This window comes from Streptomyces sp. NBC_01314 (assembly GCF_041435215.1).
Classification (GTDB): domain Bacteria; phylum Actinomycetota; class Actinomycetes; order Streptomycetales; family Streptomycetaceae; genus Streptomyces.
In genome coordinates this window covers 6,124,219-6,148,025 of record NZ_CP108394.1, presented here as the reverse complement: position 1 = coordinate 6,148,025, position 23,807 = coordinate 6,124,219, and the positions used below count along the sequence as shown (strand labels likewise).

The window sequence follows — 23,807 nt, the reverse complement described above, 5'->3', positions numbered from 1 at the left end:
CCGTCAGGAAGTGACGCGACCTCACCAGGTCGATCCCCAGCCGTACGTGGCTCAGGGCAACCAACGTCCATGCCCATGGCCCGCCTCTCGTGTCGCCCGGGGCCCGTGAGGAACTCAGTCGAACCAGCGGTCCCGCGCCAACTCCGCCGTCCGGGACGGGTCTTCGAGCAGCGCGGCCACCTCGAAGCGGCGCGGCCACTGTCCCGCCGCCCAGGCGAGACCGGCCGCGACCCCCTCCAGCGTGGCGGCGTGCAGCACTCCGTCGCGGGTGCGCCGCCAGTCCAGCTCGACGCCGTCGACGACCAGTTCCTCGTGCTCGAAGTAGCTCTCGGGCGTCCGGGAGCCGAGCAGGACCCGTACCGGCTCCGGTACGTCGTGTTCCGTACCCTGCGAGTCCACCTCCCCGGTCACCGATTCGCTGAGCCGCCGCACCTGGAACAGCTCGGCCAGCTCGGCGGCCCTTGACGGCCGTACCGGGAGCAGGGGCATCCCGGAGGTGAAGGGCAGCAGGTCGGGGGAGTCGACGACGACGGCGTCGGCCGCGTCCACGACGGTCACCTCACCGTCCACCACCGCGCGCAACTCGTCCGGCAGGGTCACCTGTTCGGGGTCGAGGTCGGCCAACGCGCCGTACAGGCCGTGCAGTTGCGCGGCGGCCACGGGCAGGTCCGGGTCGGCCAGGCGGTCCAGCAGCTCGGCGGCGCCGCCCGGCTCGTCCAGCAGCGCGGCCACCGAGGTACGGACGCCCAGCGCCCGCAGAACCTGCTCGTCGTCGAAGCCGGTGGCGTCGGCCTCGTCGTACAGGCCGTGCAGCAGCGGGTCCCCGCCGGCCGCGAGCAGGCCTGCCGGGCGGCGGCCGTCGAGGACCGGGTGCCCGCGCAGCCACCAGGCGGTGTAGGGGCGTACGGCCTCGTGCGTGCCGTCCGGGAGCAGGATGCGTACCGGCTGGACGAGGGCGTCGCGCAGGGGCGGCTGGGCGAGCAGGGCGAGCGCCTCCGGCCAGCGGTCCTCGTCGACGAGCTCCAGGTCGCGCACGGCCACGATCTCCGTCGCGACGGGCGGCACGGGGCTGTCCGGGAACCGGTCGAGGATGTCCTCGGACCACACGTCCACCGCGTCGAGCAACCCGGCGTCGTCGGGTTCGGCGAAGTCCCCGTCGCGCGGCTCCAGTTCGTCCGGGTCGAGGACGACGTCGGTGGCTCGGACCAGGGCGAAGTTGGCCAGCACCCCGCAGGCGGCCAGGGGCTGTTCCCCCCAGCGGTCGGCCAGCTCGGCGTCCACGAAGGCGAGTTCGTCCTCACGGACGACCCGGGCGAAAGGGCTGCCGGGGAGGACGAGTTCACCGGCGGGCGCCAGTTCGCCGTCCTCGTCGGTCAGGGCGAGGGCGGCGAGCCAGGGTTCGTCGCCGGGGTCGAGGGCGGCGTCGCGGGCCAGAGCGAGGACGAGGTCGGCGAGTTCGTCGGCGTCCGGCCGGCCGTCCTCCTCGTCCCAGGCGCCGCCCTCGTCGTCCAGGGACGCGGCGACGGCGGCCCGTACCTGCGGGGTGGTGAGCACGGCACGCGGGGTCGCGGGCAGGGCGCCCAGCTTCTCCAGAAGCGGATGCACGGCGTCCGGGTGGGCGACCTTCAGTCCCAGGCGGGCGAGGGTCTCGGAGGCCGTCTGCGGCCCGTCGGCGGCCGGCAGGAGCACCTGACGCGGCCCGATGGTGGTCCGCCCGTCCGCGAGTGGCACCGGCAGCCCGGACAGCCGGTCCGGGTCGACACCGGCGAGGCTGTCGTACAGCCGCCGCCACCAGTCGGGCGCCTTCTCCAGGCCCGCGAGCCGGTCGATCGTGTCGCCCAGCGGCAGGCGCGCGACGCCCAACGTGCGTAGTTCCGCGCGCCGTTCGAGCCCGGCGGGCAGCAGGTTGGGCAGGACGTCGGCGAGCACCCGCACGGTCTCGTCCCCGGCTCCCTCGACGACCTCCGCGTCCCGGGGGCGGAGGGCCGCGGGCAGGTCGTCGTCGGGCTCGGGCGCGACCGCGCGCGGCAGGAAGGCGGTCCGCGGCAGCCGTTCGAGGATCGCCCCGCGCAGGGCGCCGTCCAGCTCACCCTTGCCCAGCGGGCCGGGCACGAGGTCGATGATCCCCTCGGCGACCGGCTCCCAGGCGGCGAGGAGTCCCGCGTACGCGTCCGCCGCGCGCTGCACGAGGAAGTCGGTGAGCGGCCCGGCCGCGGCGTGCCGCCGGGTCGTGTCCAGGGGGAAGGAGGCGATGAGCAGCGCGGGTACGCCGAGCGCCTCGTCGCTGGGTGTGGGGGCGTGCACGACGGCGCTGGTACGCGGCCGGACCGGCGCGCCGTCGGGCCCCGTGGGCACCGCCCAGGTGACGGACCAGTGCGGCCGCAGCCGCTCCTCGACGGGCCGGTCGGCGAGCAGCGCGCCCTCGACCACGCCGTGCTCGGCGACGGTGCGCCAGCGCGTGACCCCGTCCCGCGAGTCCTCGACGACGACGTACGCCTCCTCCACGCGCCGCCGCAGCGTCCGTACCTCACCGGCGCCGATCTCGATGACGACCTCGTCGAGGCCGGGCAGGGCGAGGAGCAGCGCGTCGTCGACCGCGTGCAGCAGCCGCTCGGCGAGATCGGCGGCGGCGGTGTCGCGCAGCGGCAGGATGACGACGGTGTCGTACGTGTCCGGGGCGGTCCCCTCGGCCGCGAACGGCAGCCGTAGCAGCGGCACATGCCCGTCACGCCGACGGACCTCGTCGCCCAGCCCCGGGCTGTGCCGGGCGGTGTCGGCGGCGAGCATCCGGGCCTCGGCGAGCGACCAGCGGATACCGCCGTGCCGGCCGACGACGGCGGGCTCGTCGGTGACGGCGAGCACGGCGGCGAAACCGACACCGTAACGGCCCACGGCACCGTCGTGGAGGTCCCGCTTCGCGGACGCGCGGAGCGTGGACAGCGACTCGACGCCGCCCGCGTCGAGCGGGGCGCCGGTGTTGGCGGCGACGAGGACGCCGTCGCGGAGGGTCAGCCGCAGCCGCCCCGGCACCTTGGCCCGCGCCGCGGCGTCGGCGGCGTTCTGCGCCAGCTCCACGACGAGGCGGTCCCGGTAGCCGCCGAGGACGAGATCCTCCTCGGCGTTGGCATCCTCACGGAAACGGGCCGGACTGGTGGCCCAGGCGTCGAGCACCCCCCGCCGCAGCCGAGCCGTCCCGAACGGGTCCGCACCCTCTGCCGCCGGCCGCACGAACTTGCTCACGGTTCACTTCTCCCTGTCGCCTGGTGGACACGAAGGTACCGGGTCGCAGCGCTGGCTAGGCAGGATGCCCAGGGGGTGGGGGGTACCTGGCATGTCGGCGGGTGCGGGTGGGTGGGGCTTCTCGCGCAGTTCCCCGCGCCCCTGAAAAAGCAGGGGCCGCGCCCCATGCCTTTTCATCGGCCCGCACCCGCCCGCATACGGCCGGACCCGAGCTCCCCGTCGAACCGCCGAACCGCGAACGGCGAACGGCGAACCGCGAACCGCGAACCGCGACCTACGAATGCCCCAGATCCGCCTCGAACTCGGTCTCCTCCGGCCCCACGTACACCGACCCCGAGTCCGGCGACGGCCGCAGCGGGAAGGGATCCACCCGCGTCTCGTCCAGCCGCGGCGGGAGCGGGCGGGGCGGGGCGGGCATGACCGCCGCCTCCGAGTGCCCGCCGCATCCGTACGTCAGCGAGACCATCCGCCCGTCCGCCGGCGCGAACTCGTTGGCGCACACCCCGAAGGCCTGCCCGAGGGACCCGCCGATCGCCACGAGGAACCCACAGCTGACGCACGCCGCCGGCGCGGCCTGGGCCATCGCGGTCTTCGCCCCGAACCCTTCCTCCCACCGGTCCGCGGCCGTGTGCAGCCCGTACCGGGACAGCACCCGGGCCCGCCGCATGCCCAGTTCCTCGGCGACCGCGGCGATCGACCCGCGGGTCGGCGCGAGCGGCAGGTTCGCCGGTACCCCGGCGGTGACCTCGGCGTCCTCCGCCTCCACCAGCTCGGCCATGTCGTGCGAGACCGGGGAGTTCGGCAGCGGCTCGTCCTCGCCGGAGTACCCGGGCTCCAGCCGCAGGTCCTCGGCGTCCGTGGGCAGCAGGTCACCGGGGCCCATGTCGCCCGGCCGGAGCCGCTCGCTCCAGGGCACCCACTCCGGCGCGAGCAGCGCGTCGGCGCCCGGGAGCAGGACCACCTCGTCCAGTGTCACGAACTTCGCGCGTGAGGCACGGGCGACGGTGACGGCCCAGCGCCAGCCTCGGTAGCCCATCTCCTTGCACTCGAAGAAGTGCGTCACGACCCGGTCGCCCTCGGACACGAGCCCCGCGTGCTCGCCCACCACGCCTGGCGCGGCGGCCTCCTCCGCGGCGGAACGGGCGAGGTCGACGGCCTCGGCACACAGACGGTCGGGGGTGCGGCTTCGCGTTGTCGCTGCGCTCACAGGTATCGCTTCTCTCCTACGCCGTCTCACGAGTGCGCCTCCCTCGGCGGAGGGGAGCGGACGGAGCGGACCAGGGGGCCGCGTCGACGTCCGCGCCCGATCGCACTCGGGCGCACCTATGTCATCCATTCTGCGGGATGAACGAGAGGCGCGCGGCCGAGAACAACTGCCGCAGGCGCGCTATGCACGCTACCTTCTCCGAGGCTCCGCGCCCACACCGACGTAGCGGTTCCGCGATTCCGCTGCGCTCGACTTCGGCCGGAGAGGGGGTCGAGAGGGCTGGACAGGCACCGTCGGTTATTGGCGGGAAACCGCCGTGACCTGCGGTCCGGCCGCGCGTGAGGACTCGGGAGGCCAGGGTCGTCGGGCGGCTGCGGGTGGGTCGTGGCTGATCGCGCGGTTCCCCGCGCCCCTGAAAAAAAGCAGGGGCTGCGCCCCGTGGTTCTCTCCCCGCGAAGCCGTCGTTCTTCAGGCCCGCGGGGCCAGGAACTTTCAGAGGGCGCGGGGAACCGCGCGATCAACCACGACGAACCCGCAGCCGGCCCACCCACCGCGGACACCCGTCCCGAACCGGGGCCATACGAGCGGTAAACGCACTACGCCCCCCTTTCTCGGGGCACTATGACGAGGTGACCGGCGCCGAGCGGGGCGGAGCGCGCGGATCGGGTCGGGTGACCGGCGCCGTCCGCTCGGTGGGCCGCGCCCTGCACCTTCCGTTCACCGGCCCCGCCCGAGGCATCCGCAAGGCCACCCACGCCCACGGCGCCGGCGAATCCGGCCTCGGCAAACTCATCGAGCTGCACGGTGTGAACGGCGCGGGCGACGTGATGATCACCGTCTCCCTCGCCTCCACGGTCTTCTTCTCCGTCCCCACCGACGAGGCCCGCGGCCGAGTCGCCCTCTACCTCGCCATCACCCTCGCCCCCTTCGCCCTCCTCGCCCCCGTCATCGGCCCCCTCCTGGACCGCCTCCCGCACGGCCGCCGCGCCGCGATGGCCGGCGCGATGCTGGTCCGCGCCTTCCTCGCCCTGCTCCTCGTCGGCGCCGTCGAGACGGGCAGCATCGAGCTCTACCCCGCCGCCCTGGGCGTCCTGGTCGCCTCGAAGGCGTACGGGGTGGTCCGCAGCGCCGTCGTCCCCCGCCTGCTGCCCCCTGGGTTCTCCCTGGTGAAGGCCAACTCCCGGGTCACCCTGTGCGGTCTGCTCGCCACCGGCGTCGCCGCTCCCATCGGCGCCGGACTGCAGGCGCTCGGAGCCCGCTGGCCGCTCTACGGCGCCTTCCTGATCTTCGTCGCGGGTACGTTCCTCTCCTTCACGCTCCCCTCGAAGGTCGACTCGGCGAAGGGTGAGGACAGGGCCCTGCTCGCGGCCGACCCCGAGCATCTGCACGGCCCGCACCGCAGCGAGACGCTGAAGCGGCCGGGCCTGCGGACGGTCGGCCCGGCGGTCACCCACGCCCTCGCCGCCAACGCCGCGCTGCGCGGCCTCTCCGGCTTCCTGATCTTCTTCCTGGCGTTCCTGCTGCGCATCCACCCGCTCCACGGGCAGAGCGCCGCCGTCTCCCTGGGCATGGTGGCCGTCGCGGCCGGCACGGGAAACGCGCTGGGCACGGCCGTGGGGGCGTGGGCGAAGCAGCGGTCGCCGGAACTGATCATCGTGACCGTCGTCGCCGTCGAACTCTGTGTGGCGATCACGGCGGCCCTGTTCTTCGGCGCGTTCTTCATCGCCTGCCTCGCCGCGGTCGCCGGGTTCTCGCAGGCCCTGTCGAAGCTGTGCCTGGACGCCCTCATCCAGCGCGACGTCCCCGAACTCGTCCGGACCTCCGCCTTCGCCCGCTCCGAGACCCTGCTCCAGATCTCCTGGGTGATCGGCGGCGCCATCGGGATCGCCCTTCCCCTCAACGGCACCCTCGGGATGGCCGTGTCCGCCGCGATCGTCGCCGCGGGCTGGCTCACCACGGTCCGCGGCCTGCTCTCCTCCGCCCGCCACGGCGGCGCGCCCCGCGCCCGTGTGGCCTGACCGATTCCCCGGCCGGCCCGGCACGCCGGACCCCACGTAGGGGCACCTCTGGACGGGCCAGATAACCTTCGCCCATGACCTTCCCGCGTTCCCGTCGCGCCGCAGCCACCCTCGGCGCCGTTTCCGCCGGACTTCTCGTCCTGTCGGCCTGCGATGAGCCGACGCCGATGGCCACCGTCACGATCGGCACCGACTCGATCAGCGCCGAGGCCGAGTGCTACCGGTCCCTCGACGCCGCACAGGCCAAGGAGTGCGCGGAGGGGAAGCCCTCCAAGTCGATCGACCTGCCGGCCGGCAAGGCCCTGCGCATCGGCGTCGACCCGGAGGTGGCGAAGACGGGCTGGGCCCTGTGGATCAACGGGGAGCAGGCCACCAGCGAGACGTTCGACAAGACGTACTGGTCGTTCGAGAACCCGGGCCTCTTCGCCACCCAGCCCGGTCAGCCCGCCCAGAAGTCGCTGACGATCAGCATCGTCGAGCAGAACGCCTCGGGTTCGGCGATCAAGGGCGTGTGGAACTTCAAGCTGAAGAACCCGGACGCCTGATCCGCGGCCGCCGCCCATGCGCATCCTCGTAGCCACCGCCGTCCCCGCCGAACGGGACGCGGTGGCACGAGCGCTCCCGGGCCCCGCCACCGAGGCACGACTCCCGGCGGCGACCCTCCACGGCTTCCGGACGCCCCCGCACGACTACGACCTCCTCGCCGCCGGTGTGGGCCCCGCCCTCGCCGCCGCCTCCACCGCCGCCGCGCTGACCGCCGCGGCCCTGGAGGGCAGGCCGTACGGGCTGGTCGTGTCCACCGGTATCGCGGGGGGATTCCTGCCCGAGGCGCCCCTCGGCTCTCTCGTCCTCGCCGACGAGATCACGGCGGCCGATCTGGGCGCCGAGACGCCGGACGGCTTCGTCCCGGTCACCGACCTGGGCTTCGGCACCGTCACCCACCACCCGCCGCAGGACCTCGTACGTGCCGCCGCGACCGCCACCGGCGCCCGCACCGGCACCGTCCTCACCGTCTCCACGGTCACCGGCAGCGCCGGGCGCGCGGCCACCCTGCGGGCCCGCCACCCGCGTGCGCTGGCCGAGGCGATGGAGGGCTTCGGGGTCGCCGAGGCCGCCGCCGCGCACACCACTCCCGTCCTCGAACTGCGCGCCGTCTCCAACCCCGTGGGCCCGCGCGACCGCGCCGCCTGGCGCATCGGCGACGCGCTGACCGCACTCACCGAGGCCTTCGGGAAGCTGACGCCCGTACTGGAGAGTTGGGACCCCCATGAGCCCTATGAGCCCTAGCAGCCCCATGAGCCCCGAGGCGACGCCCATGAGCCGCGCGACCACCCCCGCCGGGACCGGCGGGCTGCGGATGGCGTACTCGCCCTGCCCCAACGACACGTTCGTCTTCGACGCCTGGGCGCACGGCCGGATCCCCGGCGCGCCCGCGCTCGACGTGACGTTCGCGGACATCGACATCACCAACGGCATGGCCGAGCGCGGCGACCTGGACGTACTGAAGGTGTCGTACGCCGTGCTGCCGTACGTCCTCGACGAGTACGCGCTGCTGCCCTGCGGCGGTGCGCTCGGGCGGGGCTGTGGCCCGCTGGTGCTGACGCGGGAGCCGGGCACGGACCTCACCGGCCGTACGGTGGCGGTGCCGAGCGAGCGGTCGACCGCGTATCTCCTCTTCCGCCTCTGGGCGGCGGACACGCTGCCCGGCGGGGTGGGCGAGATCGTGGTGATGCCGTTCCACGAGATCATGCCGGCCGTGCGGGACGGCAAGGTCGACGCCGGACTCGTCATCCACGAGGCCCGCTTCACCTACCGGAACTACGGCCTCCACAACCTCGCCGACATGGGCGCGCACTGGGAGGACACGACGGGGCTGCCGATTCCGCTGGGCGCGATCATCGCGAAGCGCTCGCTGGGCACGGAGACACTGACCGGGCTCGCGGAGACGATCCGCGCCTCCGTCCGCGCGGCCTGGGACGACCCCGAGGTCTCCCGCCCGTACGTCCTCGAACACGCCCAGGAGATGGACCCGGCCGTCGCCGACCAGCACATCGGCCTGTACGTCAACGAGTTCACGGCCGACCTCGGCGAGGACGGCTACGCGGCGGTCAGGGGCCTGCTCACACGTGCGGCGGCCGAGGGACTGGTACCGCCCCTCGGCCCCGACGCGCTCGAATTCCCTTAGACACCCTTGGAGTCGGTGGACTACACGTCCAACTGGTCGGCCACGGCGCGGAGAAGACCCGCGATCTTCCCGCCCGCGGCACGGTCGGGATAGCGGCCCCGCTCCAGCATCGGCGTGATGTTCTCCAGCAGTGTGGTCAGATCCTGCACGATCGATGCCAGCTCGTCGGGCTTCTTGCGCTGGGCGGCGGCGACCGAGGGGGCCGGCTCCAGAACCGTCACGGAGAGGGCCTGGTCACCGCGTTGACCGGCGACGACCCCGAACTCGACCTTCTGGCCCGGCTTCAAGGTGTCGACACCGGCGGGCAGTACGGAGGAGTGGACGAAGACGTCACCGCCGTCGTCACGGGAGAGAAAGCCGAAGCCCTTCTCACTGTTGAACCATTTGACCTTGCCAGTCGGCAAAGCACACGCTCCCTCGATAGCTGCCGGACTGACACCGGACACCCTTGAACTGCCGTCATGACAGCCTACCGGGGCTCTCCCCAGCGACACACAGGCTTAATCACGCCTGGAAACACGACTGAGCCCCTACCTGTGTCGGCAGAGGCTCAGAGTGGTGGGGGAAGTGTGAGGGCCCCGTTTCACCACACTCGTCACCCAGCCCACCCACGCAGCCGCACATCGACTCCACTGGTCCGCATGGCGACGACGCCACCAAGCCCGATCCCGGGCCAGCCACTACCGGCGCCGAATGGTTCTCCCGTGAAGATCACGATCTGCGGCACGGACAGCCGGGGACGCCATGGAGTTGGCAGTCATGGCTGCCGATCCTAGGCTCGGCAGCCATGACAGTTCTGATCACTGTGTGGGGAGCATCTCCCGGAGCGGGCAAGTCGACGCTGTGTGCCGGGCTGTCCCAGTGGCTGGCCGATACGGACTGCGGGTGGACCACTTCCGCGAGGAGGAGATCTTGACCCGACCGCAGTTCGCTGCGGTAGCCGAGGAGTTCAGGGCGACAGGCGTGGTCGAGCCGGGGACACTGATCGCGGCGACTGCGAGATTCGTCGATGCGGTCGTGGCGAGCGGCAATGACATGGTGATCGCGGACGCGCTGATGCCGTTCGTGCCGACGCTGCTGGCCATGGGGCACGGCGAAGAGACGATCGACGCGTTCATGACTGACCTCACAGAGGTTCTCGAACAGGTCCGGCCGGTCATGGTCTTTCTCGACGGGGATGCCGAGTCCGCATTGTCCCGGGCCGTGACGAGGGAAGGCGAGCAGTGGCTGGACTGGTACGTCGGGAAACTCGCAAGCTACGAGGTAAGTCCTCCAGTGGACGACCTGGCTTCGGCGGTGAAGTACCTGCTGCGTGAGCGCGCAGTGACGCTTGGCGCAGTCCGCCGGAAGGACTGGGGTCTCGTTGTGATCGAACGAGCTGACGAGCTGCCCCCGAGTGAAGTATTGCGGGTCGCGCAGCGGGGCCTGAGGACGTGGCTCGGCACGACCGTCACACACGGATAGGACGGGCCAGCCAATACGACTCGGGCATCCGGTGCCACGACCGTAACGATCTACGGCTGGAGTACTGGGCACTCGAAAGACCAGACCACCCCCGATCGATATTCAACCATAAAAGGCGGGAGGTGAATCCGTAAACAATTCAGGAAAAGAAAAAGACCCCGTCATTCGACAGGGCATTTTCTTTACATATTCCAGTTCTTGGCGAATTCCAATGCTTTCCACATGCGGGCTTCCGAATTGCGGCTAACCACAAGTCTTGTCATTTCACTTTTCCCTGGACGCGAGAGTGCCAGCTCGCTCGCCATGGCCTGAATATCCCCCAGATCCATAACCATTCCCCTCTCACTCTCATCCGTTCCCTTATCCCAAGCCCAGACCTTCACCTGATAGCTGCGAAGGAATTCCCTACGGTCTTCCTGGTCTTTAGCTTCCCAGACTTCCCCGTACTTCTTACCTGTCGCCTTGAGAGCCGGGTTAGCCCTTTCCTCTTCCTGCTTTACCAGGAGAGCAACCTTTGCCGACAGACCCTTATGCATACGGCGGTAGGACTCTTCCTGGCCCTCTCCGTCGTACTCCCCTGCCAGGAAGTCAGCTTCCAGCTTTTCCAGGCGCGCCCTAGCTGACTGGAGTTCCCTTGCCTGAGAGGGTCCCGTACCGGCTCGCTCGTACATGTCCCACGTGCCCACACTCCCCCGAATCTCCTGGTCAACCCATCCGTCCAGGAGATCAGCACGGACATAGAGACCCTGGGTGCATGCTCCGCCCTTGAACTTATTGGAGCAGCGGTAATACCTGTGTCCCGGAATTCGCTCTCCGTCTTTCCTTGTATGTCCGGAATTCAGAAGAGAAGTTACCGGCGCTCCACAGTTACCGCAGCGAGCAATACCAGCAAGCAGACTCTTGGCACCCGTACGGCTTTCCGTTCCTACAGGCTTGGGGGCGGGTTTGATCCTGTCTACCAGATCTGTCCATTCATCCATCGAAGCCAATGGCTGTTCAGGGAGGATTACCGGCTCTCCCTGGTCGTCCAGAACAGCCTCGCCCTTATAGGCATAGATACCAGGGACCCAAGAGGAGCGGATGAACTTATTGATGATGGTTGACTGCCACTGAGTTCCGTTGATTTCCTCCCCCTTCAACTTCCTGAGATGGTCTCCCCATGTGAGTACGCCACGGCCATTGAAGTCTCGGGCAATCCTGTGTGTGGACTGACCCTCACGGACACGAGAGAAGATCTCTTCCACGTAGGGGTGGAAGTCGTGGTCAATCTCCAGAACCTTCCTCTTGCCTCCCTCTACGGCTTTGATGCGGTAGCCGGTAGGCGGAGCGCCTGTGAGCCATGAACGGTTCTCCAGACGGCTTTGTACGCCGTTCAGAATGCGTGCCTGGATGGTGTCCCACTCAGCCTCAGCAAAGACGGCAGTCATACGGGCCATCATCTTTCCTTGAGGAGTGGAAAGGTCGAACCCTTCCTCTACACAGACGATGAACTTCCCGTTCTCCTGTGCCCACTCCAAGAGGTTGTTGAAGTGCATCGAGCGTCGGGTGAGCCGGTCCATCTTGGCCGCAATGATCACGTCGAACTCATGGGCTCGAGACGTCAGCCACTTACCGAGTCTCGGACGCTTGAAGGGAGAGATGGAGCCTGAGACATCCGTGTCCTCTGCCTCGCCCACCAGGACGCCGGACAGGTGCGGAGAACTGACGTGGTGTCGGATCACGCCACGCTGCCACTCGATGGAGGTGGAGCCGTCCGAGTCGGCAGAGAGACGGAGACAGGCGAGGTAGCGCAGACCGGGTGTCATGGCGCGAGCGTACCGCTCTATGCGTGTCTAGTTAACCGGCTTGGCATTGCCGGTAGGCACGTCTGTCATCGCTCTCGTACTCGTCGGAAACTGCGTCTGTTTGGTGTTCTCGGTGTGCGCAAACTGCTCTGGACAGCACTACAGCGGGTCGTCGGACCCGCCGGTCCCCAGCCTATTGGTCCGGGGGCGGGTGACAAGACGTCGGCCGACTGTTCCCTCGCGCTGGGAACTACCCTGGTCGGGTGCGTGACAAAACCCAACCGAATTCCGCCGAACCCGGTGACCGGCTGATCCGTGCCGGTGCGATCGTGTTCTTCGCCGGTGCCGTGGCCACACTCGTCACCGTGGCACCACTGTTCCTCGGAACGACTCCGTTCCCCACCTACATGTTCGTCCTGAGCATGCTCATGGGCGTCGGCTTCCTCGTCGCCGGCGCCGGAGTGCTGCAGTCCGTCGCGGCGGGGCGCAGAAGGGCGCGCGAGGCACGTCTCTGAATCCGGCCGTCTCCGGTCCCGCCGGGCAGGCCGTGCCCAGCCGGCCGTGCCCAGCAGGTCCTACCGGGAGCGCGTGCGCCGGTGCGTGTCGAGCCACGCCGGGAACGCGGTCAGGTCCGTGAGGACGACGTCGGCGCCGGCCTCGCTCAGCTCCCGCTCGTCGCAGGGGCCGGTGGCGACGGCGACCGCGTACGCCTGTGCCGTGCGGGCGCCGCGTACGTCGCCGGTGTGGTCGCCGACGTACACGCTCGCGCCGTGCTCGCGCAGCGCCGCCGCCTTGGCCTCCGCCCACAGGTCGCCGACGAGTACGTCCGGCTCCATGCCGAGGTGCTCCAGGTGCAGCCTGGCGTTGGGCTCGTACTTGGCGGTGACCACGATCGCCCGCCCACCGGCCGCCCGGACCGCCGCGATCGCCTCCGGCGCGCCCGGCATCGCGGGGGTCGCGGCGATCGCGATCGCCGGATACATCTGCCGGTAGAGGTCCGCCATCGCCGGGATCTCCGCCGCCGGAAACCAGTGCGCCAGCTCGTCCGCGAGCGGCGGCCCCAGCCGGGTGATCGTCAGATCGGCGTCTATGTACGTCCCCGTCCGCGCCGCCAGCGCCTCGTAACAGGCGTGGATCCCCGGCCGTGAGTCGATCAGCGTCATGTCGAGATCGAATCCGACGGTCAGCGCGCGAGAGTTCATGCCGTCCATTGTGGGCCGGGTGGGGTGGCGGGTCGGGTGCGGGTGTGTGGGTGCTGGTCGCGCGGTTCCCCGCGCCCTTGCCTTCTGCGGGGCGCGGGGAGGAGAACGCCGGTCAGCGGGGGCGTTGGGAGCGCCAGAGGAGGTAGAGCGCGGAGGAGACGGCGGCGGTGCGGAGGACCCAGGGCCAGGTGTCGGTGAGCGCGGAGTTCATGTGGCCCTGGGCAATGGGGTCACCCCAGCGGCCGTCCGTTCGCCCCCACAGCCAGACGATCCCCCCGGCGGCCACCACCCCCGGAATCCCCATGACCGCCCACTTCGACTCGGTGGGCGTCAGCCGCCGCGACAGATAGGCGATCAGCCACCCGAGCCCCAACGGCACCAGACTCCCCATGACCGCCCCCGCGACCAGCAGCACGGCGGCCAGCAACAGCAGTGGGTTGCTCCACCCCCCACCCGCGGGCCGCAACCGGGGCAGCGGCAACCGCAGCCGCCGGGACCCTCTCTCCTCCGTGACGACCGCCGAGGGGGCCTCCCCCTTCTCGACCGCCCGCTTCTCCCCCTTGCCCTGCCCCTCCCCCTCCGCCTTCACCGGCGGCGGCTTCAGCAGCTCGGGAATCTCCACACCCCCGACGAACCCCGGCACGGAGTCCCCGAGCCCGAACCCGAGATCGGCGCCTCCGGGCCCGCCACCCCCGCCGACCCGCCACCAGTCGGGCTGCGCGTCGCCGTCCCCCAGTTCGTGCAGCGGAGCGAGATGCGGCGGAGCGGCACCGCCCGCCACCGGCGGCGGCACGGCTTCGGCGGGGCGCGGTCGCGGCACGACCCGTCGGAGCCCTCTGGACAGCCCCTTGGGCCGCTCCCCGGCGTCCTCCGTGTCGGCGCCGTCGTCACCGGTCACCCGCTGCACGGGCACGGCGGCGGCCCGCGGCTCCGGTACGTCACCGGGCGCGCCCGCCGCCTCGACGACGTCGTTCGGCGTACCGAGGCGGGCGATGATGCGCCGCACGGCAGCCGGACTGTCCACCGGCACCTTCGCCCGCCGCCGGTCGATCTCGTCCCGCAGCCCCGACACCAGACGCATCCGCGTCGCCGACGGCAACTGCCGCTGCTGAGCCAGATCACCGACCCGGCTCAGATACTCGTAGACGACCTGGTCGCTCTCAATCCCCACGAAGCCCCTCCGGGGTTGGCGCGTATCCCCCCGACGGTATCGCTTCCGGGTACCCGGGGTTCCTCGGTGCCCGGCGCCGGAGCGGGGCGCGGGGGTTGTGCCGGCCGGCGGCTCCGCCGCGTGGGCGCGATCAGCACACGACTCACCCGCACCCGCCACACCGCACACGCCCCCGAGTCATGAGGCGCCCCGGTCCGGCGGAGCCCAGGCGCTAACGTTGGCCGGATGAGCACCGAGGAGCACATCCCCACAGAGGCGGCGCCTGCCGGTGGGGCCCCCCGTTCGCTGGCGGAGGCGCTGCGCGGGCGGGACGACCGTTCGCTCGCCGTGCTGCTCCGGGCGCGGCCGGATCTCATCACGCCCGTGCCGACGGACCTGACCCAGCTGGCGACCCGGGCCGGGACACGCGCGTCGGTCGTCCGGGCCCTGGAGCGCCTGGACCGGTTCGCCCTGCAGACGGCACAGGCGCTGGCCGTGGCGGCCGACCCGGCGTCGTACGCGGAACTGGCGTCCCTGCTGGCCGGTGACGACGCGGACCCCGCCGTCACCGCCGCGCTGCCCCGCGCGCTCGGCACCCTGCGCGACCAGGCCCTCGTGTGGGGCGCCGACGACCGACTCCGCCTCGTGCGCACGGCCCGCGAACTGCTCGCCCCCTCGCCGCAGCACCCCTCCCCCACCGGTCTCGGCCCGACCGTCGCGGAGGCCACGGCGGGCATGTCGCCGGGGCGGGTGCAGGAGATCGTGGCGCAGGCCGGTCTGGCGAGCACCCACGACTCGGTGTCGGCCGTCACCGGTCTCGGCGGGCTCTTCACCGACCGTCGCCGCATGGCCGCGCTCCTCGCCGCCGCGCCCCCCGAGTCCCTCGACGTCCTGACCCGCCTGGTGTGGGGGCCGCCGTACGGCCAGGTCACCGCCAAACCGGCGGCCCATCTGCGCTGGCTGCTGGACCGGGGCCTGCTCCTGCCGACCGCCCCCGGCACGGTCGTCATCCCCCGCGAGGTCGCCCTGCATCTGCGGGCGGGCCGCGCGCACCGGGAGGTCCAGCCGGTACCGCCGCCCGTCGAGGCGGCGGCGACGCACCGTCCACAGGTTGTGGACGCGGCGGCGGCCGGCCAGGCGTACACCACGCTGGCGACCATGGAGGAGCTGCTGAAGGACTGGGACGAGGGCGGGCCGGGCGTCCTGCGTGCGGGCGGGCTCAGCGTGCGGGACCTGAAACGGACCGCCATGGCCCTCGACCTGCCCGAGCCCGCCGCCGCGTTCTGGGTGGAACTCGCCTACGCCGCCGGACTGTTGGCATCGGACGGCGAGGCCGACGAACGGTACGCCGCCACCCCCGCGTACGACGAGTGGCTGGAGCTGCCCGCCGCCGAGCGCTGGGCGCGGCTCGCCACGGCCTGGCTGACGGCGACCCGTACGCCGGGCGTGATCGGGGAACGGGACCCCAAGGACCGTACGTTGTCGGCGCTGGGCCCGGGTCTGGACCGTTCGGCCGCGCCCGAGGTGCGCCACCGGGTCCTCGCGCTGCTCGCCGGGCTCCCCGAGGGCACGTCGGCCACCCCCGATTCCGTGCTGGCCCGCCTCCACTGGGAACGCCCCTCCCGCGGCGCCCAGCAGTCCTCACAGCCCCAGCAACCACCCGCATCGCACGCGCAGTCCGCGCAGTCCGCGCAGTCGTCCCGGCCCGGCGACGACCTGCGCGCCCGGATCGTCCGGTGGACGCTCTCCGAGGCCGAGTCGCTCGGTGTCACCGGGCGCGGCGCGCTGTCCGCGCAGGGCCGCGCGCTCCTCGGCTTCCCCCGCGAGGCCGCGGCCACCGCCGACCTGCCGGAGACCCCTGGCGACAAGCTCCCCGCCCATCACGTCCTCCTGCCGCACCATCCCGTGCCCGCCCTTTCCCCCACCCCCGACGCCGTCGCCGAGCAGGCCGCGGCCGCCTCCCGGGCCGCGCGGCTGCTCGCGCCGCTGCTTCCCGAGCCGCTGGACCACGTGCTGCTGCAGGCGGACCTGACGGCTGTCGCGCCCGGCCCGTTGAAGCGGCCGCTGGCCGACATGCTGGGCGTGCTGGCGGACGTGGAGTCGAAGGGTGGCGCGACGGTGTACCGGTTCACGCCGGGGTCGGTGCGCCGGGCGCTGGACGCGGGCCGAAGCGCCTCCGACCTGCACGACTTCCTGACCGCCCACTCCCGTACGCCGGTCCCGCAGCCGCTCGCGTATCTGATCGACGACGTGGCACGGCGCCACGGCCATCTGCGGATCGGCGTGGCGTCGGCGTACGTGCGCTGCGACGACGACGCGATGCTCAGCGAGATCCTCGCCGACAAGCGGTCGCAGGGGCTCGGGCTGCGGCGGCTGGCGCCGACCGTCCTCGCCGCGCAGGCGGACCCGGCGACGCTGCTCAACGGGTTGCGGACGATGGGGTTCGCGCCGGCCGCCGAATCGGCGGAGGGCGACGTCCTGATCACCCGGGCGCACGCCCACCGCACCCCGCCCCGCACGGCCCCGGAGCCCGTCCCGGAGGGTCCCCCGGCGCCGGACGACACGCTGCTGGGCGCCGCGATCCGCGCCATCCGCGCCGGTGACCTCGCCTCCACCACGCCCCGCAAGACGACCGGGGACACGGCCCCGTCCGGCGCCCTGCCCCGTACCGGCTCCGCCGAGACCCTCGCGACGATGCAGGCCGCCGTCCTCACCGGCGAGACCCTGTGGATCGGTTACGTCAACGCCGAGGGCTCCGCCAGCCAGCGCGTCATCGCCCCGGTCCGCGTCGAGGGCGGCTTCGTGACGGCGTACGACCACACGGCGGACGAGGTACGGACGTTTCCGCTGCACCGGATCACGGGCGTCGCGGAACTGGCGGACGACGCGCCCTGACCAAGTTGATCAACACGCTTCCCGCCCCGCACCCGTTCGGGTGTATGTGGGCGTTCATGCAGGCCACACCCGCTTTTCCCCCTCACGAGCGATGAAGGGGCATCCGGCGCATCCCGTCTCGTGACACGGGGCAGCCACCCTGTGTCCGATCGAGATCGACTCCTGCGCTCGAAAGGCCCACCCGTACGCATGCGCCCACTCGTCACGCTCGTCTCCGCTGTCGCCGCCGTCACCCTGGTGGGTGTGCTCGCCTCCCCCGCCGCGGCCAACCCGCCCCTGCCCCTCCCCGAACTCGGCACGCTGGTGGGCGAGGGCATCGGCGTGGAGGGGCCGTTGATCCAGAACGTCAGCCTGGGGAAGTAGCGCGGCGCAGCCGGTAGCTGTCCCCTTCGAGGCGGACGATCTCGGCGTGGTGCGCGAGGCGGTCGACCATCGCCGGGGCGGCCCCGCCGAAGATCTCCTCCCAGCGGCCGAGCGGCCGGTCGCTGGTCACGATCAGCGAGGCCCGCTCGTAGCGGTGCGCGATGAGCTGGAAGAAGAGCCGGGCGGTGTCCGTGTCGAAGGGGAGGTAGCCGACCTCGTCGACGATCAGCAGGGGGCAGGCGTCGAGCGCGGACAGTTCCTCGGCGAGTCTGCCCTCGGCCCGTGCCCCGGCCAGCCGCGTGGCCCACTCCGAGGCGGTCGCGAACAGCACCCGGTGCCCGGCCTCGCAGGCCCGCACGCCGAGCCCGATCGCCAGATGTGTCTTGCCGGTGCCGGGGGCGCCGACGAACACCACGTTCCGTCCGGTGGCCACGAAGTCCAGGGCTCCGAGCCGCGCCAGCAGCCGCCGGTCGAAGGAGCGCGGGTGACCCGCGTCGAACTCCTCCAGCAGCTTCCGCGCCGGGAACCCGGCCTCCCGCACCCGTCCCTCGACCCCGCCCTCGGCCACGTGCGGCGCGCGCCGGGCCTCGTACCGCATGAGCCGGGTCTTGCCCTGCGCGAACCGGGTCTCGTAGGGCGGAACCCGGCTCTCATGGGTCAGGTGGTTCTCGTACGAGGTGGCCTGGGCCGGGATCGGCAGCGGCGCCCGCGGGGGAACGGGGGCGGCGGCGGGCCCGCCCGGCCGGTCCGGTCCCGTCGGCTCCAGCGGTTCCCTCAGTGCCGTGGGGCCCGTCGGTGTCCGCGGGCACTGCGGCGGCTTCGGGGCGTCGGGCGGGCCGTGGTGGGAACCGTGCCCCTTGTCCTCGCGCAGCATCGGCCCCGACATGTACGCCAGGAGCACCGCCGAGGCGATGAAGGCCATGTGGATCACCGTGCCCCACAGCAGCGCGTGGTGCGAGGTGTGGTGGACGTCCACGAACATCTGGAGCAGATGGACGGAGGAGATGCCCACGATGGCGGTGGCGAGCTTGACCTTCAGCACGTTGGAATTGACGTGCGAGAGCCATTCGGGCTGGTCGCGGTGGCCCTGGAGGCCGATGCGGGAGACGAAGGTCTCGTAGCCGCCGACGATCGTCATGATCAGCAGGTTGGCGATCATGACGACGTCGACCAGCTTGAGCACCGCGAGCATCACATACGTCTCGCTGGCATTCCCGCTCACGCACCTGACGATTAAGGTCCACAGTTCGTTGAAGAACTTGTAGACGTACACCCCCTGTGCCGCGACCAGACCGAAGTACAGCGGTGCCTGGAGCCAGCGGGTGGCGAACAGGGCGTAGCCGAGCGTGGTGCCCTGCGGGGAGGCGGACGGGGTGACCGGATCGGCGGGGTCGGCCGGGGTGAGTGGCTGCACGGTTCGCCATTCTTCGGAACCAATGCTGCAAATCTGAATTCCCGCCACTCAGGGGAATGAATAGACATTCAATAGCACTGGTGATGGTGGGCGGGATCGCACACGCGAGCCCGCCGGCTGAGCCGGATGATCAGGCACACTGGACGTTTGGCCGAAGCGCCGAAGCGCCCACGACGACCAGGGGACGTTCACAACGCCCCCTCACTCCGGTCCGGGCCGAATCGAAAGGGTGTCGTGCGGTGAATGGTCCGCTCATCGTCCAGTCCGACAAGACGCTGCTCCTGGAAGTCGGCCACGAGCTGGCCGACGAGTGCCGTCGCGTCATCGCGCCGTTCGCCGAACTGGAGCGGGCGCCCGAGCACATCCACACCTACCGGGTGACCCCGCTCGGCCTGTGGAACGCGCGGGCCGCCGGCCACGACGCCGAGCAGGTCGTGGACGCGCTGGTGCAGTACAGCCGTTACCCGGTGCCGCACGCGCTCCTCGTGGACGTCGCCGAGACGATGGACCGCTACGGCCGCCTCACCCTCTCCAAACACCCGGTCCACGGTCTCGTCCTCACCACCACCGACCGGCCGGTGCTGGAGGAGATCCTGCGGTCGAAGAGGGTCGCCCCGCTCGTCGGCAACCGGATCGACCCGGACACCGTCGCCGTGCACCCGTCCGAGCGCGGGCAGATCAAGCAGACCCTGCTGAGGCTGGGCTGGCCCGCCGAGGACCTCGCCGGATACGTGGACGGCGAGGCCCACCCGATCGAACTGGCCGAGGAAGGCTGGGCGCTGCGCCCGTACCAGAAGCAGGCGGTGGAGAACTTCTGGCACGGCGGCAGCGGAGTAGTCGTGCTGCCCTGCGGTGCCGGCAAGACGCTGGTCGGGGCCGGGTCCATGGCCCAGGCCAAGTCGACCACCCTCATCCTCGTCACGAACACCGTCTCCGCGCGGCAGTGGAAGCACGAGCTGGTGAAGCGGACGTCGCTGACCGAGGAGGAGATCGGCGAGTACAGCGGGACGCGGAAGGAGATCCGGCCGGTCACCATCGCCACGTACCAGGTGCTGACGACCCGCCGGAAGGGCGTCTACCCGCACCTGGAGCTGTTCGACTCCCGTGACTGGGGCCTCATCGTCTACGACGAGGTGCACCTCCTTCCCGCTCCGGTCTTCAAGTTCACCGCCGATCTGCAGGCGCGCCGACGGCTGGGGCTGACGGCGACCCTCGTCCGGGAGGACGGGCGGGAGTCGGACGTGTTCTCCCTCATCGGGCCCAAGCGGTTCGACGCGCCCTGGAAGGAGATCGAGGCGCAGGGCTACATCGCGCCCGCCGACTGCGTCGAGGTCCGGGTGAACCTGACCGACTCCGAGCGGCTCGCCTACGCCACCGCCGAGCAGGAGGAGAAGTACCGCTTCTGTTCCACCACCGCGACCAAGCGGAAGGTGGCCGAGGCGCTCGTCCGCCGCTTCGCGGGACAGCAGATCCTCGTCATCGGCCAGTACATCGACCAGCTCGACGAACTGGGCGCCCACCTGGACGCGCCGGTGATCAAGGGCGAGACCAGCAACGCGCAGCGCGAGAAGCTCTTCGACGCGTTCCGGCAGGGCGAGATCAACGTCCTGGTCGTGTCGAAGGTCGCGAACTTCTCCATCGACCTCCCGGAGGCCACGGTCGCCATCCAGGTCTCCGGCACCTTCGGCTCGCGTCAGGAGGAGGCCCAGCGTCTCGGCCGTGTCCTGCGACCCAAGGCCGACGGCCACCAGGCCCACTTCTACTCCGTCGTCGCCCGCGACACCATCGACCAGGACTTCGCCGCCCACCGCCAGCGCTTCCTCGCCGAACAGGGCTACGCCTACCGGATCATGGACGCGGACGAGCTGCTGACGGACGGCTGAGGGCGGGAAGCGCCGGCTGAGGAGGACGCCCCACCGGCCCTCGGCCTGTCGGTCGGCCGAGCTGTGCCGTGCACCGAAGACCGAGGCCGCCTTGAGTGCGGGCAGCGGGAGCCAGGTCGTCGGGTACCGGGAGCACAGGTCACCGGGCGCACAGGTCGCCGGGAGGCGGGTGTTCGTGAGGCAGGTCGTCGGGGCGAGGATTCGCAGGGGTGGCCGCCCCTGCGGGTCGGCGTGGGCTCAGCGGGGTGGGCGGGGCCTCAGCAGGGTCGGCGGTGCCTCACCGGCGGTGTACGCCCGCTTCCTCCGCGTACTCACCGAGGACGACCACGCCGAAGGCGGCGCTCGCGAAGACCTTGACGGCGCGGAGGGTGTCGGCGAAGCGGTGGCGGTTGTGGTGGTCGTCGAGGCCGGTCGCGCCGGGCGGCGGACCGGGTCGGCCGGAGGCCGAGGCTGGGATGAAAGTCGCTGCACTCATGTCTCCATGGTGGAACGTCCGCCTTTGGATTGCGTCGGTCTCCGGAGTGAACCCGCTGAGACCCCGGCTCACCCTCAGGTGTCACCCACCCCTAGTACCCGCGACGTACTGGCCCCCTAGGGGTTACCGCATGGAAATCGGTTGGTCTCCACCCCCTCACCTCACCTACACTCTCCGCTCTTGCCCGCCTCCCGTCCGTGGAGCGCCGCCGCCCGGACGGAAACCGGTCGGTCATCGACGACAGACCCTAGGCACCGCATCGCCGTCAGGCAGTACCCCTAGGTCCCGTAGGCCACCCGGAGGCACCCCCTTGTCCGCGCACCCCACCGCCGGCCCCACCGACCCCCTCTCCCGCGAGCGCTCCCACCTCTCCGCCTCCCGTTCCGCTCTGCGCGCCATGCGGGAGGACGTGCAGGCGCTGGACATCAAGGACGTCACCGCGAACTGGGTGAACGCGGAGGTGCTGGCACGCCAGATCGACGAGCGGATCAAGGCGCTGGCCGACCTGAGCCACACCCCCCTCTTCTTCGGCCGCCTCGACTATCTGCACGCCCCCGGCGCCGCCCGGGCCGAGGGCGCGGAAGGGGAACGCTTCTACATCGGGCGTCGGCATGTGCACGACGCGGACGGCGATCCGATGGTCATCGACTGGCGTGCCCCCGTGTCGCAGCCGTTCTACCGGGCCTCCAAGACCGATCCGCTGGACGTCGGACTGCGGCGCCGCTTCGGGTACACCGGCGGCGACCTCACCGCGTACGAGGACGAGCACCTCTCCGACCCCGCCGAGGCGGCCGCCACCAGCAAGCTGCTGCAGCAGGAGATCGAGCGTCCGCGCGTCGGCCCGATGCGGGACATCGTGGCGACGATCCAGCCGGAGCAGGACGAGATCGTCCGGTCCGGCCTCGCCGGCTCCCTCTGCGTCCAGGGCGGCCCCGGCACCGGCAAGACCGCCGTCGGCCTGCACCGGGTCGCCTACCTCCTCTACGCCCACCGAGAGCGCCTCGCCCGCACCGGCACCCTCGTCATCGGGCCGAACCGCTCCTTCCTCCACTACATCGAGCAGGTCCTCCCCGCGCTCGGCGAGCTGGACGTCAGGCAGGCGACCGTCGACGACCTCGTCGCCCACGTCGAGGTGCGGGGCGCGGACGAGGCGCCGGCCGCCGTCATCAAGGGCGACGCCCGGATGGCCGAGGTCCTCCGCCGGGCCGTACGGTCGCACGTCACCCTCCCCACCGAGCCCGTCATGGTCGTCCGGGGTTCACGCCGCTGGCGCGTACCGGCGTACGAACTGTCGGACATCGTGCGGGAGTTGCTGGACCGCGAGATCCGCTACGGGGCCGCCCGCGAGGCGCTGCCGCAGCGGATCGCGCACGCGGTGCTGGTGCAGATGGAACGGTCCGGGGAGGCGCCCGACGACCGGGTGCAGGACGCGGTGGCCCGCAACACCGCCGTGAAGGCGGCCGTCAAGGCGATCTGGCCGCCCGTCGAGCCCGCCAGGCTCGTCCTGCGCCTGCTGTCCGACGCGGACTTCCTCGCCGCGCACGCTGACGGGATCCTGACCGAGGACGAGCAGAAGACGATCCTGTGGGCGAAGCCCGCGCGGAGCGTGAAGTCGGTCAGGTGGTCGGCCGCCGATGCCGTACTCATCGACGAGACCACCGACCTCGTGCAGCGCACGCACTCCCTCGGCCATGTCGTCCTCGACGAGGCGCAGGACCTGTCGCCCATGCAGTACCGGGCCGTCGGGCGCCGCTGCACCACCGGTTCCGCGACCGTTCTCGGCGACCTCGCGCAGGGCACGACCCCCTGGGCGACGCGGAGTTGGGAGGAGGCGCTGACGCACCTCGGCAAGGCGGAGGCCCATGTGGAGGAGCTGACGGCCGGTTTCCGCGTGCCGACCGACGTGATCACGTACGCCTCCCGGCTCCTCCCCCACATCGCGCCCGGCCTGACACCGGTCGCGTCCGTCCGTGAGAACCCGGGCTTCTTCGACGTACGGCCGAGCGAGGACGACTCCCAGGTGATCGCCGCGTGCCAGGAGCTGCTCCGCAACGAGGGTTCGACCGGGCTCATCGCCGCCGACGCCCGCGTGCCCGCGCTCGCCGAGGCGCTCAAGGCGGCCGGCATCGGCTGTCTCGCGCCGGGCGAGGAGACGACGTACGAGACCCGCCTCACCCTCGTACCGGCCACGCTCGCCAAGGGCCTTGAGTACGACTACGTCGTCCTGGACGAACCCCAGGCGGTCGTCGACGGCGAACCGGACGAGCGGACGGGGCTCCGCCGCCTGTACGTGGCGCTCACGCGCGCGGTGTCGGGCCTGATCGTGACGCACATGGCACCGCTGCCGACACAGCTCACCTAGCCCGCGTCACGGCCGCCCCATCTGGCCAGTTCGTCCGGGGTGTGCGGGCTGACGAAGTGGAAGGGGACCGAGAGGCGGGCGGCAGCTCCCACCACTCGGACGTGTTCATGACGGCGAATGTACGCGCACGCGCGACGGCCCCCGGCGACCGAGGTCACCGGGGGC

Annotated in this window: 18 protein-coding genes; 10 read left to right on the top strand and 8 right to left on the bottom strand. The window is 71.4% G+C overall.

The genetic code is table 11. From position 1 onward, the window contains the following. Positions 1-114: 114 nt before the first annotated feature. Both OG622_RS27035 and OG622_RS27030 read right to left on the bottom strand, forming a co-directional pair. On the bottom strand, positions 115-3,240 hold the full coding sequence (locus OG622_RS27035; protein ID WP_371579207.1) for a sacsin N-terminal ATP-binding-like domain-containing protein: 3,126 nt from the start codon (positions 3,238-3,240) through the stop codon (positions 115-117). 274 nt (positions 3,241-3,514) lie between these two features. Beyond that, entirely contained in the window at positions 3,515-4,447 is a 933-nt protein-coding gene (locus OG622_RS27030; protein ID WP_371579206.1) for a DUF3027 domain-containing protein, read from the bottom strand. A gap of 671 nt (positions 4,448-5,118) precedes the next feature. Between OG622_RS27030 and OG622_RS27025 the strand changes: the two genes are divergently transcribed. The 4 genes from OG622_RS27025 to OG622_RS27010 all read left to right on the top strand — a co-directional run bounded on the left by OG622_RS27025 (position 5,119) and on the right by OG622_RS27010 (position 8,650). Further along, a complete protein-coding gene (locus OG622_RS27025; RefSeq protein ID WP_371584227.1) occupies positions 5,119-6,465 on the top strand; it encodes an MFS transporter in 1,347 nt (448 codons plus the stop codon). A 74-nt stretch (positions 6,466-6,539) separates the two neighbouring features. Continuing rightward, positions 6,540-7,010, top strand: a complete 471-nt coding sequence (locus OG622_RS27020; protein WP_371579205.1) for a hypothetical protein — start codon at positions 6,540-6,542, stop codon at positions 7,008-7,010. A 16-nt stretch (positions 7,011-7,026) separates the two neighbouring features. Further along, on the top strand, positions 7,027-7,752 hold the full coding sequence (locus tag OG622_RS27015) for a futalosine hydrolase (RefSeq protein ID WP_371579204.1): 726 nt from the start codon (positions 7,027-7,029) through the stop codon (positions 7,750-7,752). 28 nt (positions 7,753-7,780) lie between these two features. Further along, the gene (locus OG622_RS27010; RefSeq protein ID WP_371579203.1) at positions 7,781-8,650 is read left to right on the top strand and encodes a 1,4-dihydroxy-6-naphthoate synthase; all 870 of its coding nucleotides are present in this window, start codon (positions 7,781-7,783) and stop codon (positions 8,648-8,650) included. Positions 8,651-8,670: 20 nt separating this feature from the next. Here the strand turns inward: OG622_RS27010 and OG622_RS27005 are convergent, their stop codons facing one another. Beyond that, a complete protein-coding gene (locus tag OG622_RS27005; RefSeq protein ID WP_037705295.1) occupies positions 8,671-9,054 on the bottom strand; it encodes a cold-shock protein in 384 nt (127 codons plus the stop codon). Positions 9,055-9,535: 481 nt separating this feature from the next. Between OG622_RS27005 and OG622_RS27000 the strand changes: the two genes are divergently transcribed. Beyond that, on the top strand, positions 9,536-10,114 hold the full coding sequence (locus tag OG622_RS27000; protein ID WP_371579202.1) for a hypothetical protein: 579 nt from the start codon (positions 9,536-9,538) through the stop codon (positions 10,112-10,114). 182 nt (positions 10,115-10,296) lie between these two features. Here the strand turns inward: OG622_RS27000 and OG622_RS26995 are convergent, their stop codons facing one another. Then, entirely contained in the window at positions 10,297-11,919 is a 1,623-nt protein-coding gene (locus tag OG622_RS26995) for a recombinase family protein (protein ID WP_371579201.1), read from the bottom strand. A 242-nt stretch (positions 11,920-12,161) separates the two neighbouring features. On the opposite strand from OG622_RS26995, the gene OG622_RS26990 reads away from it, so the two are divergent. After that, entirely contained in the window at positions 12,162-12,413 is a 252-nt protein-coding gene (locus OG622_RS26990) for a hypothetical protein (protein ID WP_371579200.1), read from the top strand. Positions 12,414-12,473: 60 nt separating this feature from the next. Here OG622_RS26990 and OG622_RS26985 read toward each other — a convergent pair whose 3' ends face one another. Beyond that, positions 12,474-13,100: an HAD family hydrolase gene (locus OG622_RS26985; protein WP_371579199.1), complete on the bottom strand. Its 627-nt coding sequence runs from the start codon at positions 13,098-13,100 to the stop codon at positions 12,474-12,476. 112 nt (positions 13,101-13,212) lie between these two features. Then, positions 13,213-14,271, bottom strand: coding sequence for a hypothetical protein (locus OG622_RS26980; RefSeq protein WP_371579198.1), 1,059 nt, complete (start codon positions 14,269-14,271; stop codon positions 13,213-13,215). Positions 14,272-14,496: 225 nt separating this feature from the next. On the opposite strand from OG622_RS26980, the gene OG622_RS26975 reads away from it, so the two are divergent. Beyond that, positions 14,497-17,145: a helicase-associated domain-containing protein gene (locus OG622_RS26975; protein WP_371579197.1), complete on the top strand. Its 2,649-nt coding sequence runs from the start codon at positions 14,497-14,499 to the stop codon at positions 17,143-17,145. 189 nt (positions 17,146-17,334) lie between these two features. Then, positions 17,335-17,508, top strand: coding sequence for a hypothetical protein (locus tag OG622_RS26970; protein ID WP_371579196.1), 174 nt, complete (start codon positions 17,335-17,337; stop codon positions 17,506-17,508). On the opposite strand, the gene istB is transcribed toward OG622_RS26970, so the two are convergent. Further along, complete coding sequence (istB, locus tag OG622_RS26965; RefSeq protein ID WP_371579195.1) at positions 17,492-18,922, bottom strand: IS21-like element helper ATPase IstB; 1,431 nt, start codon at positions 18,920-18,922, stop codon at positions 17,492-17,494. The genes OG622_RS26970 and istB overlap by 17 nt on opposite strands. 239 nt (positions 18,923-19,161) lie before the next feature. Here istB and OG622_RS26960 point away from each other — a divergent pair, with 239 nt between their 5' ends. Then, on the top strand, positions 19,162-20,805 hold the full coding sequence (locus OG622_RS26960) for a DNA repair helicase XPB (RefSeq protein WP_371579194.1): 1,644 nt from the start codon (positions 19,162-19,164) through the stop codon (positions 20,803-20,805). 277 nt (positions 20,806-21,082) lie between these two features. Here OG622_RS26960 and OG622_RS26955 read toward each other — a convergent pair whose 3' ends face one another. Then, positions 21,083-21,280 carry a hypothetical protein gene (locus tag OG622_RS26955; protein ID WP_371579193.1) on the bottom strand — a complete coding sequence of 66 codons (198 nt, stop codon included), beginning with the start codon at positions 21,278-21,280 and terminating at the stop codon, positions 21,083-21,085. A gap of 397 nt (positions 21,281-21,677) precedes the next feature. Between OG622_RS26955 and OG622_RS26950 the strand changes: the two genes are divergently transcribed. Continuing rightward, positions 21,678-23,642: an ATP-binding domain-containing protein gene (locus OG622_RS26950; protein ID WP_371584226.1), complete on the top strand. Its 1,965-nt coding sequence runs from the start codon at positions 21,678-21,680 to the stop codon at positions 23,640-23,642. Positions 23,643-23,807: the final 165 nt, after the last annotated feature.

Coding starts and splice junctions, on each gene's coding strand:
- OG622_RS27020 (WP_371579205.1), top strand. CDS start 6,540: ATGACCTTCCCGCGTTCCCGTCGCGCCGCAGCCACCCTCGGCGCCGTT.
- OG622_RS27015 (WP_371579204.1), top strand. CDS start 7,027: ATGCGCATCCTCGTAGCCACCGCCGTCCCCGCCGAACGGGACGCGGTG.
- OG622_RS27010 (WP_371579203.1), top strand. CDS start 7,781: ATGAGCCGCGCGACCACCCCCGCCGGGACCGGCGGGCTGCGGATGGCG.
- OG622_RS26995 (WP_371579201.1), bottom strand. CDS start 11,919: ATGACACCCGGTCTGCGCTACCTCGCCTGTCTCCGTCTCTCTGCCGAC.
- OG622_RS26985 (WP_371579199.1), bottom strand. CDS start 13,100: ATGAACTCTCGCGCGCTGACCGTCGGATTCGATCTCGACATGACGCTG.
- OG622_RS26975 (WP_371579197.1), top strand. CDS start 14,497: ATGAGCACCGAGGAGCACATCCCCACAGAGGCGGCGCCTGCCGGTGGG.
- OG622_RS26970 (WP_371579196.1), top strand. CDS start 17,335: ATGCGCCCACTCGTCACGCTCGTCTCCGCTGTCGCCGCCGTCACCCTG.
- OG622_RS26955 (WP_371579193.1), bottom strand. CDS start 21,280: ATGAGTGCAGCGACTTTCATCCCAGCCTCGGCCTCCGGCCGACCCGGT.
- OG622_RS26950 (WP_371584226.1), top strand. CDS start 21,678: ATGCGGGAGGACGTGCAGGCGCTGGACATCAAGGACGTCACCGCGAAC.